The sequence below is a fragment of the Metabacillus crassostreae genome (assembly GCF_016908395.1).
Taxonomy (GTDB): domain Bacteria; phylum Bacillota; class Bacilli; order Bacillales; family Bacillaceae; genus Metabacillus; species Metabacillus crassostreae.
The window spans coordinates 285948-299671 of record NZ_JAFBDU010000003.1 but is presented as its reverse complement, the minus strand read 5'-3'; the positions used below and the strand labels follow the sequence as shown (position 1 = coordinate 299671).

Here is a 13724-nt window from a genome sequence, read left to right as displayed (position 1 = left end):
TTTTTTGATCCATTATCTGTCTTCCCCAAGGTAGGGTGTGACTCTCCTATTTACTCTATCAATTCTTTACTTTCTTCAATTATCTCCATAATTAAGGTTATGTTTTAGATATTACTCATAAAAATGAAATGATTCATCTTATTAATCCTTATATAATAGGTGTAAAAGGAGGTTTTAATAATTGAAAGCCAAACAGGAATTACGGACATACATAAAAAATAAACTCACAGATATGAGTGAAGATACTTATAAGAAATTATCAGATGAGATAAGTGATAGGTTGATATCCTCGATAAGCTGGAAACAAGCGAATACAATCGCTCTTACAATTTCTAGAGGAACAGAAGTAGACACTAATAGAATCATTCTACAAGCATGGAAAGAAAACAAAACGGTAGTTATTCCAAAATGCGATCCTAACACAAAGGAAATGGTGTTTCGAAGCATAAAGTCATTTGATCAGTTAGAAAAGGTTTATTTTGGACTACTAGAACCGAAAATAATGGAGACAAATGCTGTTAATGCTGAAGATATTGATGTAGTTATAGTGCCAGGTATTTGTTTTGATACATCAGGCTATCGTATAGGATATGGTGGAGGTTTTTATGATCGTTATTTAATGAATTTTAAAAAGGAAACAATATCTTTGGCCTTTTCGTGTCAAATTGTCGATAGTATACCAAAAGAAGCTCACGATCTACCTGTAGATAAAATTATTATGGAACACGGGGTTATCACGTGTAATGCTTAATCTTATTATTGCAGGTTCTTTCATCGTACTTATTTCATTGTCTTCGTGGAAGTCAAAGTCACTAACATTAAGTGGAGCTATTGGAGCCATGTTTGTTGGCATTTTCATTTATAGTGGATTTTCATGGCAAGGTTTGGTTCTTCTCGGATGTTTCTTTGGTAGCTCAAGCTATGCTAGCAAATATAAAGCTAAATTAAAATCAAATGTAATGGATATTATCGAAAAAGGTGATCAACGTGATATTGTGCAAGTGCTAGCAAATGGTGGGATTCCTGCGAGTCTTGGTCTACTTACTATACTCTTTCCCAACTTTGAGGATGTGTTTCTCATTGGTTTTTGTGTATCACTAGCGGCAGCTACTTCAGACACATGGGCTTCAGAGATCGGCACATTAAGTAAAAGAGATCCTAGGATGCTATTTACTTTAAAAACGGTACCACGGGGAACGTCTGGTGCTGTATCAAGTTTGGGTACATCTGCAGGCTTATTAGGAGCGATGTTTATTAGTGTAGTATCTATTTTACTTTTTTCTTTATCACCATACTTCCTCCTTTTTATTATGATTATGGGGTTTTTAGGAAATGTTTTTGATACAATACTTGGTCAAACAATTCAAATCAAATATTGTTGTTCAGCTTGTCATAAAATTACGGAAAAACAGGTTCATTGTCGTGTAAAAGGGGAAAAACTAAATAGATATAGTTTCCTTACAAATGATGCTGTTAATATCTCTTCAATCATGCTTGCCACTTTATTATCGATTTTAATTTTATAATTGGCTGCTTTCTCAAACTTTGTTGCTAATAAATACCAGAAAAAATCAGCATTGTATTAAGTCTAGTGGCATATTTTCTTTAAAATTAAATAGTAGCCTTTATGCAAAAGTAAATTGTTTCTACTGCATATATTGGTTACATAGCAGCAATCTTTCAGAAAAGAGCCTTATAAATTTGCTTAACCATACAAATTAAATTTTAGCTTTAGAAAGGTTGAGATGAAATGGCTGTTCATGTTAATCGTGTTGCACTTATAGGTACTGGTTTTGTCGGATCTAGTTATTCGTTTGCTTTATTGAACCAAGGAGTAACAGAGGAACTAGTTTTAATTGATCTTAACAAAGAGAAGTCTGAGGGAGATGCGATGGACCTAAATCATGGTTTAGCCTTCGCTCCAACTAGAACGAAGATTTGGTATGGAGAATATGAAGATTGTAAGAATGCTGATGTTGTCGTTTTGTGTGCAGGTGCAAACCAAAAGCCTGGTGAAACAAGATTGGATTTAGTGGCGAAGAACCTAAAAATCTTCAAATCAATAGTAGATCGTGTGATGGTATCAGGATTTGATGGGATATTTATCGTAGCTACAAATCCTGTTGATATTTTATCTTATGCTGTTTGGAAATATTCTGGCTTACATCATAGTCGAGTAATCGGTTCGGGTACTATTTTAGATACAGCTAGATTTCGTTATTTGTTAGGGGAGCATTTTGGAGTAGATACACGTAATGTTCATGCTTATATCATTGGTGAACATGGTGACACTGAATTACCAGTATGGAGTCATGCTGATATTGGAGGAAGTCCGATTTTAGATTCTGTTGCAAGTGATAAGGATAAATTAGATGAAATTTTTGTCAATGTAAGAGATGCTGCGTATCAAATTATTAATCGTAAAGGTGCAACTTATTATGGAATCGCAATGGGCTTAGTGAGACTTACAAAAGCGATACTGCATAACGAGAGCTCTATTTTAACCGTTTCTTGCTACCTTAATGGTGAGTATGATCAACGTGATGTGTTTATAGGAGTACCAGCTGTTGTTGGTAGTGATGGAATAAAAAAAGTGGTTGAACTTAAATTAAATGAAATGGAAAATCAGCAATTTGCTCATTCTGCAAATGTATTAAAAGAAACAATGAAGCCTTTTTTTAAAGGATAAAAAACCACTTACCTACTAAAACTATTAGTAGGAGGGATGAAAATGAGACGATTAATCATGCTCGCAGCAGGTTCTTTTGCTTTGTACAGATATCGTTACCGAATTGTAAACTATGTTCTTGGTCAACCAGAGCTACGTAAATATTTTATCCAATTATCAATGAGGGTTCCGTTTATAAGAGATAAATTTGTGAACAGAGCATTTCATTAATTCCATGTTGTAAGTTCTAAAAGCTGACAATAATCTGTCAGCTTTTTTCATTAGTACTTTCCTAATCGAAAGTTATTGATCATGGACATCCATTGGTTAATTTTTTCAGGTAAACATTTTCACAAAGCTTTTTTCTTCCTTTTTATTTTCCCTAATTGATATAATAAATAAAGGCTCTTTTCTGAAAGATTATTGAATGTTTAAAAAAAGTTTATTGAAATAAAGATTCTCTTCAACTAAGAAAAGATGTTAATAGACTGTATTCAGTGCTGCTTTCTTCAATTATTATAATTAACAAAATTACGAAAACAGCTTAAATAAAAATGAGTCGGAGCGATTATATGGTTAATGAACAGGATTATTTTTATTGGTCGTTAATAGAGCAGCTTGTCATAGATCAGAAATTTACCATATTAGGTTTGTCTCAAGATGGTAATGAAATCTTATTAGAACCAGTACGGAATAAAGAATATTCAATTGTACGACTAAGAAGGATGGATGTTGATTGGGGAAACTCACTTTCCATTGATATTGAAAAAGCAGGGTTGAAATTTCAGAGTCTTTTAAAACAAGGTATTAGAGGGCCACTTCATATTTTGAACATATATGTGTCTACATTGCCACCGGTTGATGATTATCCTGAAGCCTTTACTAAAGGGTATACCATTGGTAAAAAGAGTGCTATCACGATAAGCTCTTCTTTAGTAATAAAAGAAGAAGACACAAAAAAGAAACTAGAAGAAATATTAAATGTTCCTCTAAAGAATCAACAAGAACAGAACAAAATAGAATTAGAGGATGCTCATGAAATAAGAAATAGAGTTGTTACACATCATAATGAGCTTCGAGAGGAAGAAAGAAAACTTTTCCAAAATGGTAAGCCCTTTTTTACATACATTTTTCTCATCCTACAAATTTTCATGTTTTTACTTCTCGAATTTTCTGGTGGAAGTGAAAACACGGAAACCTTGATTCAATTTGGTGCTAAATTTAACCCATATATTTATGAAGGTGAATGGTGGAGATTTGTTACTCCAATCGTCTTACATATTGGATTTTTTCACTTATTGATGAACAGCTTTGCTTTATATTACATTGGTCCGGCAGTTGAAAGAGCTTATGGATCTGGAAGATTTTTGTTTATATACATTCTGGCCGGTATCTCAGGCTCTATTGCAAGCTTTGCGTTTAGTCCGTTTGTATCAGCTGGAGCTTCTGGTGCCATTTTTGGCTGTTTTGGTGCATTGTTATATATTGGTATTTATAATAGAAAAGCTTTTTTTAGAACGATGGGCTCCAATCTTTTTATCATTATTGGTATTAACTTAGCTCTAGGCTTTGTTATTCCTAATATCGATAATGCAGGTCATATTGGCGGACTAATCGGTGGATTTTTAGCAGCTCTCATCGTCCAAATTCCACAGAAAAAACAGCGATTACTAAGTATCGCTGGAGTAATTGTCACATTAGGGTTGTTATATGGACTATATCAATTTGGAATGAGTGAAACCGAAAGCCAATCACCGCAATATACTTTAATGAGAGCTCAGGAATTTATAGAAGCGCAAGATTATGAAAGTGCATATACCTATTTATCAAACGCAAATAAAGAAGTGAATAATTCACCTAACATATTATTTCAATTATCTGTTGTAGAGGTAGAGCTAGGCAAGTACGATGAAGCAATAAAACATTTAGAGCAAATTACAGAAATTGATGATACATTTCACGAAGCACACTATAACCTTGCAGTACTTTATGCGCAAGGGGGGAATTTAGATTTAGCTCTGCAAAAGGTAAATAAGGCTCTTCAGTATGATTCAACAAATGATCAATACAACAAACTGAAAGAGCAACTTATTCAGTAAATTGGATTCTTTGAATAAACTTAAATGGTTTCCCATCTTCTGTTTGTGTTAGAACGATAATATGAGATGAATTTTTTGCAATAAGTACTAGTGGCATTGTGCTACCTTTTGCCGGGTACACTTTGCCTTCTTTTGTTTTTAAGCCTAAAAAATAATGCTTATATAAACCTTCCCAAAGACTTCCTATTACTTCTTGTGTTTTTGTCTCTGAAAGGCCTGATAGTGGGTCTGTATTATAATGGATTAAGTCAACTAACGGAATAGCTTCATACTCATTACGATCAATTTTATAACGATCAAGTAATTGATTCCAGCTATATTCTAAATGCTCTTCAGTTACTTTATCTAATATACTTTTCCACTCCTCTTCTTCGGTCGTTTGAGGTTTTTTAAAAGAAAATAGTTCAGTGAATTCAGAGTCAATTACATATAAATGATCACTTGTCATTAATTGTGTACTTCGTATTAAATCATTATCAACATGAATTTCTCCATAATGTAAACTGATTGATTCAAAATGACTGCTATCCTCGCCTGAAACTTTCGTAAATTGAGCTAGCTTTTGACTTTGATCTTCCCATTCCGATAATGTATGGATTAATTTCCCATCCGAAAACAATAGTGAGATGTCTTGTCTTAAATATATTTCCTTATTTGTGTAGGATTGTACATCCCATTCCACGATATATTCGTCATCATCTTTGTTTCCTACAAGTTCTAATGAAGTGACTGCTTTTTCAAATGTAACAGATTCATCTATCGGAAAGAAGATAATACTTTCCCTTGCTGTATTCCCATGGTAAAAATAATAAATTCCTGATGTTAAAAAAGCTAAAATTACGATAAACACCCATTTCTTTTTCATTAATTATCAACTCCGGGATAGGACAGGTTGCTAAAGTTTATGATGTGAATTTTGTATTTATGAACAGAAGGTAAAAATAGAAAGTGAATATAAAAAATATACAGGTATGTTTTACCAAAAATACGTCAATGATGAATACCAAATCGTTATGCGAAATGGAGCAATCTTATGGCGGAAAAGAACGAAAAAAAACTGGTCACAAAAAATTTCCAGGAAAATATTACGTACTTAAATGAACGTTTAGGTGTCAAAAAAAGCTTTGATGTTATTCAATTAGATGTTGAATATGCAAAACGAGACATGGCACTGTTTATGGTAGATGGATTTGTTAAAGATGATATCCTACACTATTTAATGAAATATTTATCAGAGCTTACTCCTGAGCAATTAGAAGAAAATACATTAGAAAAATTGCTCAAAACATATATTCCATATGTTGAAATTGAAAAAACAAATGACTTAAATGTTGTTGTCCAAACTGTTTTAGCAGGTCCAACTGCACTTGTTATAGATGGTATAGATGAAATCATCTTAATAGATGCTCGTACATATCCTGTTAGAGGGCCTCAGGAGCCTGATATGGAGCGTGTTGTGCGTGGATCTAGGGATGGTTATGTTGAAACAATTGTATTCAATACAGCACTAACAAGAAGAAGAATTCGAGACAGATCATTACGAATGGAATATCTTCAAGTTGGTCGACGCTCAAAAACAGATGTTGTTGTATGTTATTTAGAGGATATTGCAGATTTATCACATGTGGCAGATTTAAAAAAATCACTTGAAGCAATCGATACCGATGGACTTCCAATGGGTGAGAAAACGGTAGAGGAATTTATATCTGGTCAGCATTATAACCCTTATCCAACTGTTCGGTACACAGAAAGACCTGATACAGCTGCAGCTCATTTATATGAAGGTCATGTCATTGTTTTTGTTGACGGTTCACCAAGTGCGTTAATAACACCAACAACTTTTTGGCATCACCTACAGCATGCAGAAGAATATCGAAATAAGCCAATTGTAGGCGCATATTTGCGTTTAGTTAGATTCATTGCTGTGTGGGCATCTCTATTTCTATTACCTTTGTGGTTTTTATTAGCGCAAAATCCAGAGCTTTTACCACCAGGACTTGAGTTTATTGGTATTGAAGATCATGGACATATTCCTTTAATTATTCAGTTTTTACTTATTGAGCTAGGAATAGATGTCCTGAGAATGGCCGCCATCCATACACCTTCTTCTTTAGCAACAGCACTTGGCTTAGTTGCTGCCCTAATGGTTGGACAAGTTGCGGTAGAGGTAGGTCTATTAACAAACGAAGTCATTTTGTATCTAGCGATAGCTGCAATTGGAACCTTTGCAACACCAAGTTATGAATTAGGTCTTGCTAATCGAATTTATCGAATTGTATTATTGCTATTTACCGCATGGTTAGGTGTAATTGGATTTGTTGTCGGAATTACAGGATGGATCATTATGCTAGCTAGAATGAAATCATTCAATGTTCCTTATCTATATCCGTTTATTCCTTTCAACTACAGAGGCATGCGCGACGTATTGTTCAGAGCGCCAATGCCTTTAAAAAATCGCCGCCCAACATTTTTACACCCACAAGATCCAGATCGTTAACTAATAAAAAGACCAGGACTTTAATTAATATTAATGGTACTGGTCTTTTGTTTAGTTATTCAACTTTAATTTAGAGAGATTACTGACCTCTTTAATATTCATATTTTTTGTGTTAATTAAAGTTAATTCCATAAAAATCTGTTTTCAGATTTATACGCTAATTATCAAGTTTTGAGGAGAGTTGATTGCACTCCAGGTTGCTCGCTTTCCGCGGGGCGGGCGGTGAGCCTCCTCAGCGCACAGCGCCTCCGGGGTCTCACCTGTCCCGCTGCACCCGCAGGAGTCTCACACCTTCCGTTACAATCAACCTAAATAGTATTAGTTTGAAAAGTAGTAAAAATCAGAAATGCTTTCTGTAAAATTAGTTATATTTAAAAGTAAAGTAGACGGACAATATCATAATAGTCTTAGTGCTATCTTTACTTCAAAACATAATGAAATTTAGTTGATTAGTATTTAATCCTCTAAATAATTAAGTCAATTTGTAGGATGGTATCAGAAGATAGTTTAGATAATAGATTTTTATAAGTTTTTTATAATGGCTGTTTTCGAAAACATTGTTTCTTTTAACAACTCCACTGTATAAAAAAGCATGCTGGCATCTTTTCTTCATAGGGTCGTACCTATTTTGCTATAAAAAAAATGTTTCTACTGCATAATTAGGGCAATTAGCAACAATCTTTCAGAAAAGAGCCATAATAAATTACTACTAGCGATGATTTTAAAGCAAAAAACCAGAGTAACTCATATAATATGATTTTCTCTGGTTTTTTGTCTAACTGTTTTCTCAATGATTATTGTTATAGTGTAATGGAGCTGAAGACACTGACTCCTGCGGGTGGTTAGGGAAGGTCGAGACCCCACAGGCGAAGCCGAGGAGGCATGACTTCCTCCCCGCGGAAAGCAGTGTCTGGAGCGAAATGGAACGAACTAATTACTACCTAACAATTTATATGAATGGAAAACAGTCTATTACTTTAATGTTAAGCCACATTATCTAGCGGAATGTTTGTATTTTTATTTCTTTTAAGCTGATAGATAAACCATGCTAGTACAGAAACAAAAATGATTGATCCGCAAATCATCGATGTTCCATAAGATAAATGAAATCCTTCAGGTGCATAGAAAATATATGAGCTTGTAACTGCTGTCATAAATAATGCAGGCAAGCTGCAAATCCAATGGAACTTCTTATTTTGCAATAAAAACATAGCTGCAGTCCAAAGCATCACAGTAGCAACAACCTGGTTTGTCCAACCAACATAACGCCACAAGAAAGAATAGTCCATTTGAGTTAATAGATATGTTGGAATCACAACAGGGATCGTCATTAAAATGGTTTTCATTTTAGAATCAAAATTGCCAAACTTACTCAATAACTCAACCAAAATCATTCTTGATGATCTTAATGCAGTATCACCCGTAGTTATTGGAAGAATAATAACACCTAGAATAGCAAGAATACCACCAAATTGACCTAAAGTTGTTTTGCTTATTTCATTAACAACTCCAGCAGTTCCCCCATTTGCTAAAGCACCTTGTAGCCCATCTGGACCACCAAAGAATGTCATACCTGCTGCTGCCCATATTAGAGCAATAATTCCCTCTGCAACCATTGCACCAAAGAATACTTTTCGACCATCACTTTCTTTCTTTAATGTTCTTGCTAAAATTGGGCTTTGTGTACTATGAAAACCTGAAATAGCTCCACAGGAAATAGTAACCATCAATAAAGGCCAAATTGGAATTTCTCCAGGGTGAAGATTTTCCAATGTGATATTTGGAATAGAGTGATCCATAAAGAATAAAGCAAAACCAATGGAAACAGCCATTATAATCAGTACTAAACCAAAGATTGGATATATTTTTCCAATAAGTTTATTTATAGGAAGAATTGCAGCTAAAACAAAATAAACAAATATTAAGATTAATGAAGCGGAATAGCTTAATGGTGTAAGCTGTTCAACTAGCTGAGCAGGTCCTGCTGTAAATGCTGCAGCTACAAGAATCATTAAAATAAGTGAAATCACATTAATAACAGATTTTACGTATTTTCCTAAATATCGACCAACAAGTGTAGGAAATTGCTCCCCACCATGTTTAACTGAAAGCATTCCTGAAAAATAATCATGAACTGCACCTGCAAATAAACATCCAAGTACGATCCAAATAAATGCAACAGGTCCATATAAAGCACCTAAAATTGCCCCGAAAATAGGTCCTAAGCCTGCAATATTCAATAATTGGATTAAAGAAGCTTTAATCCAGCTCATCGGTGTATAATCTAGCCCATCAGATTTTGAGTAAGCAGGGGTAATACGTTGATCGTCAATTCCAAATATCCGTTCTACAACTTTTGAATAAAGAAAATAACCTACTATTAATGCTAGTACTGATAAAATAAATGATATCATTGAGTTGATCCTCCTAATATTTCCTAATAAGTATTCCTATTTTAAACTTGGTAGGAAAGAAAAATCAATATATTTTTTAGAAAAAATAAATTATTCTGACAAATTCGATATTTTGATAACTAGTTATGTTATAAACCCTTATTTTATCTGATTGATACTTTTTAGAATTCTATATTGAAATATTGTATATTAGATACTGAAATACTGATTCTTAAGTTAAATGACCAATTTTTAAACGTTTTCTTGACGCATTTTTCATTTTCTTTATACTTTATAGTAGAGTAGAGGTAAGAAAGTTGTTTGAAGTAATTGATAAAGGGCAAGTAGGTGATCACATGAAGTCGATTTATGATGTACAGCAGCTATTAAAGAAATATGGGACGATCATTTACATAGGAGATAGAATTGCCGATTTAGAGCTAATGGAAGAAGAAGTAAGACAACTGTATGAGTCAAATATCATAGAACCAAAAGATTTTCAAATGGCAATACTTCTTTTAAGACAAGAAGTCCAAAAGCTAAAGAGCTAATACTCCGTACCAAATTTAAAGGGTAATTAGGTTCGAAATGAAAACGATTTCTTGAGGGTATATATAATAGAAGAAAAAGGTGATATTAATGAACGAAAAATGGTTAGTAGGTATTGATTTAGGTGGAACTACAATTAAGATGGCTTTTATTAATTATTATGGAGAGATTATTGAGAAGTGGGAAATTCCTACTGATAAGACTGGTACACATATTACAACAGATATTGCAAAAGCAATTGATTCAAAGCTTGAAGAGCTAGGATTAGAAAAATCTAAGCTTTCAGGAATTGGAATGGGAGCTCCTGGTCCTGTTGATTTAGAGAATGGGCTTATCTATGAAACGCCAAATCTAGGTTGGGTAAACTATCCGTTGCGCGCTCATCTTGAACTAGAAACAGGATTACCTGCTGTTGTTGATAATGATGCAAATATAGCAGCACTTGGTGAGATGTGGAAGGGGGCAGGTGACGGAGCAAAAGATATTATTTGTGTTACCCTTGGTACAGGTGTTGGAGGTGGACTCATATCTAATGGAGATGTAATCCACGGTGTGAATGGCGCAGGTGGCGAAATTGGCCACATTACAGTTGTTCCTGAAGGTGGAGCTCTATGTGGATGTGGAAAAACAGGATGTATTGAAACTATAGCTTCTGCAACTGGTATTGTAAGAATTGCTAAGGAGAAACTAGAATTAACAGACAATGATAGTATCCTTAAAGAATTTGCCGATTTATCATCAAAGGATGTATTTGATGCAGCTAATCAAGGCGATTCTCTTGCAGAAGAAGTAATTGACTATGTAACATTCCAATTAGGATTAATGCTTGCAAATGTGTCTAATAGTTTAAACCCAGAAAAAATTGTTATCGGTGGTGGGGTCTCTAAAGCAGGAGACAAACTTATTTCTAAAGTTGAAAAACATTTTAAACGATTCGCGTTCCCAAGAGTGGGAGCTGCAGCAACAATTACAATTGCTACTCTTGGAAATGATGCTGGTGTCATCGGTGGAGCATGGTTAGCTAAAACGAAGTTAATGAATAATCAATAATCAATAATGAGAAGGAGCATTCTACTAATTGAATGCTCTTTTTCATTTTCATAAATAAACTGAAAATTTTTACTTTAGAACAATATGAAACTTTTTATTGTTTCATACGTCTAATAATAGGGAAGAAAGAATAAGCTTAACATTATAATTCTACCAGGCTATTGTAAGGAGAATATTAAAAATGATTGATTTTTTGTAAAAGAAGTATTAAGATATGATTTAGTTGTTCAAACATCAACCTAATAAATGGAAATTTTTACAGCTAGGCTGTTTTCGTAAGCTTTGTTGCTTTTTCAACTGAAGAAAACAGTACTTTATAAAGCGTTGAGGCATCTCTTCTTTTTAGATTAGTAGCTATTATGGATATAAAACCAATGTTCTTACAGCATATATAGAACAATTGGTAACAATCTTAGAGAAAAGAACCAAAGATAAAAGGAAAGCGTATTTGTCCCAAGGGATGAGGAGGTAAAATCATGCGTAAGAAATCTTTTTCGAAAATATCGTTTTTACTTATAGCAACATTACTACTATGGCTAAAAACATATATTGTCTATAAAACTAGTTTTGATATAAAAATTGAAAATTTCACACAAGAATTTATTTTATTCATAAACCCATTGAGCTTTTTATTACTGATTTTTGGTATTGGGCTTTTTATGAAGGAAAAAAATCGAAACCGTTATATATTTGGAGCAAGTATTTTTGTTACAGTTCTTTTAATATCTAACATGGTTTTTTATCGCTTTTTTAATGACTTCTTAACAATTCCTGTTTTATTTCAGACAAGCAATATGGGGGATTTAGGAAGCAGTATCACAAGTTTATTTTTACCGACTGATTTGTTAATGTTTGTTGACTTAGGAATTTTATATTGGTTGCTTAAAAAACCAACCTTCCGTTCGACATCATTACTAACGAGAAAAGAAAAATCTGCTTATTTCTTATTGGTAGCTGCTGTATTCTTCTTTAATTTAGGATTAGCAGAAACAGAGCGTCCACAATTACTAACTCGCTCTTTTGATCGTGAGATGTTAGTTAAAAATATCAGTGTATACAACTTTCATATTTACGATGCATTCTTACAATCGAAAACTTCTGCACAGCGTGCATTAGCGGATAGTGATAATTTAACTGAAATTGAAAACTACGTTAATGCTAACCGTAAGGATTCAGAGGAAGATCTAAAGGGTATTGCAGAGGGACGTAATGTTATATTATTATCACTTGAATCATTACAAAGCTTTGTAATTAACGAAAAATTAAATGGTGAAGAAATCACACCATATTTAAATGATTTAATAAATGAAAGTTATTATTTCGATAATTTCTACCACCAAACTGGTCAAGGTAAAACATCTGATTCAGAATTTATCGTTGATAACTCTCTATATCCACTAGGTCGTGGTGCTGTATTCTTTACAAACAGTAATAATGAATATCATGCAACACCAGAATTGTTAAAAGATCATGGATACTATAGTACGGTTTTCCATGCGAACAACAAAAGCTTCTGGAATCGTGATTTAATGTACAAAACATTTGGATATGATCGCTTTTTTGATGTAAATGACTATAATGTAACAGAAGAAAATTCAATTGGATGGGGTTTAAAGGATATTGATTTCTTTGAACAGTCAGTTCAACATATGGATGATTTACCACAGCCTTTTTACACTAGGCTGATCACTTTAACAAACCATTTCCCATTTGAATTAGGAGAAGAAGATCGTTTCATTGATGAATTTGATTCAAATAGCAAAACGTTAAACCAATACATTCCAACAGTTCGATATATGGATGAAGGTGTTAAACGTTTTATAGAATCATTAAAAGAAACAGATGTATATGAAAATTCAATCATTATTTTATACGGTGATCATTATGGTATTTCAGAAAATCATAATGTAGCAATGGGGAAATTTTTAGGAAAAGAAGTTACACCATTTGAAGTTGTTCAACTACAACGTGTACCATTTATTGTGCATATTCCAGGTGTAACAGATCAAGATCCGCAAACAATCTCTAAAGTTTCAGGTCAAATTGATATTCGTCCAACGATTATGAGTTTACTTGGAATTGATACAAGTGAACAAATTCAATTTGGTACAGATGTATTTTCTGATGATAAACTTTCATTTACAGTACTGAGAGATGGAAGCTTCATTACAGAAAACAATGTGTATACAAGAGGAATTTGTTATGATAAACAAACTGGTCAACCTGCAGATCAAGCTATATGTGATCCTTATATGGAAAAAGCAAAGCAAGAGTTAAATTACTCAGATGAGATCATTTACGGTGACTTGTTACGTTTTTATGAAAAAAATGCTGAAGTTGAAACAGAAGCAACCGAGAAAGCTGAAAATACAAATAATTAGCAATTAAGGCTGACTAAGTAAGAACCTTCCGCAATCAGTGGGGGATTTCTTACTAGTCAGCCTTTTTTCATATGAAAAAACTTCAGT

The 13724-nt window shown here is 33.5% G+C and carries 11 protein-coding genes; 9 read left to right on the top strand and 2 right to left on the bottom strand.

From position 1 onward, the window contains the following. Positions 1 to 181 precede the first annotated feature (181 nt). The 5 genes from JOC75_RS13135 (at position 182) to JOC75_RS13115 (ending at position 4767) form a co-directional block, all read left to right on the top strand. A complete protein-coding gene (locus JOC75_RS13135) occupies positions 182 to 751 on the top strand; it encodes a 5-formyltetrahydrofolate cyclo-ligase (protein WP_204954495.1) in 570 nt (189 codons plus the stop codon). Next, positions 744 to 1526 (top strand): DUF92 domain-containing protein, encoded by a 783-nt coding sequence (locus tag JOC75_RS13130; RefSeq protein WP_204954494.1) that lies wholly within the window; start codon positions 744 to 746, stop codon positions 1524 to 1526. Before JOC75_RS13135 ends, JOC75_RS13130 begins: the two co-directional genes overlap by 8 nt. A 224-nt stretch (positions 1527 to 1750) precedes the next feature. Further along, complete coding sequence (locus JOC75_RS13125; protein ID WP_204954493.1) at positions 1751 to 2689, top strand: L-lactate dehydrogenase; 939 nt, start codon at positions 1751 to 1753, stop codon at positions 2687 to 2689. Positions 2690 to 2731: 42 nt separating this feature from the next. After that, complete coding sequence (locus JOC75_RS13120; RefSeq protein ID WP_158638540.1) at positions 2732 to 2899, top strand: hypothetical protein; 168 nt, start codon at positions 2732 to 2734, stop codon at positions 2897 to 2899. A gap of 341 nt (positions 2900 to 3240) precedes the next feature. Next, positions 3241 to 4767 carry a rhomboid family protein gene (locus JOC75_RS13115; RefSeq protein WP_204954492.1) on the top strand — a complete coding sequence of 509 codons (1527 nt, stop codon included), beginning with the start codon at positions 3241 to 3243 and terminating at the stop codon, positions 4765 to 4767. Here the strand turns inward: JOC75_RS13115 and JOC75_RS13110 are convergent. Then, positions 4757 to 5632, bottom strand: a complete 876-nt coding sequence (locus JOC75_RS13110) for a hypothetical protein (protein WP_204954491.1) — start codon at positions 5630 to 5632, stop codon at positions 4757 to 4759. The two genes, JOC75_RS13115 and JOC75_RS13110, sit on opposite strands and share 11 nt — an antisense overlap. 168 nt (positions 5633 to 5800) lie before the next feature. Here JOC75_RS13110 and JOC75_RS13105 point away from each other — a divergent pair, with 168 nt between their 5' ends. Further along, the gene (locus JOC75_RS13105; protein WP_204954490.1) at positions 5801 to 7264 is read left to right on the top strand and encodes a spore germination protein; all 1464 of its coding nucleotides are present in this window, start codon (positions 5801 to 5803) and stop codon (positions 7262 to 7264) included. A 983-nt stretch (positions 7265 to 8247) separates the two neighbouring features. Here the strand turns inward: JOC75_RS13105 and JOC75_RS13100 are convergent. Then, positions 8248 to 9678 carry a carbon starvation CstA family protein gene (locus JOC75_RS13100; RefSeq protein WP_204954489.1) on the bottom strand — a complete coding sequence of 477 codons (1431 nt, stop codon included), beginning with the start codon at positions 9676 to 9678 and terminating at the stop codon, positions 8248 to 8250. 335 nt (positions 9679 to 10013) lie between these two features. On the opposite strand from JOC75_RS13100, the gene JOC75_RS13095 reads away from it, so the two are divergent. From JOC75_RS13095 to JOC75_RS13085, 3 genes are all read left to right on the top strand, one after another. Continuing rightward, positions 10014 to 10208: a YqgQ family protein gene (locus JOC75_RS13095; RefSeq protein ID WP_146946472.1), complete on the top strand. Its 195-nt coding sequence runs from the start codon at positions 10014 to 10016 to the stop codon at positions 10206 to 10208. Positions 10209 to 10296: 88 nt separating this feature from the next. Beyond that, entirely contained in the window at positions 10297 to 11256 is a 960-nt protein-coding gene (locus tag JOC75_RS13090; RefSeq protein WP_204954488.1) for an ROK family glucokinase, read from the top strand. A 476-nt stretch (positions 11257 to 11732) separates the two neighbouring features. Further along, positions 11733 to 13637 (top strand): LTA synthase family protein, encoded by a 1905-nt coding sequence (locus JOC75_RS13085; protein ID WP_204954487.1) that lies wholly within the window; start codon positions 11733 to 11735, stop codon positions 13635 to 13637. The last annotated feature ends 87 nt before the right edge of the window (positions 13638 to 13724 follow it).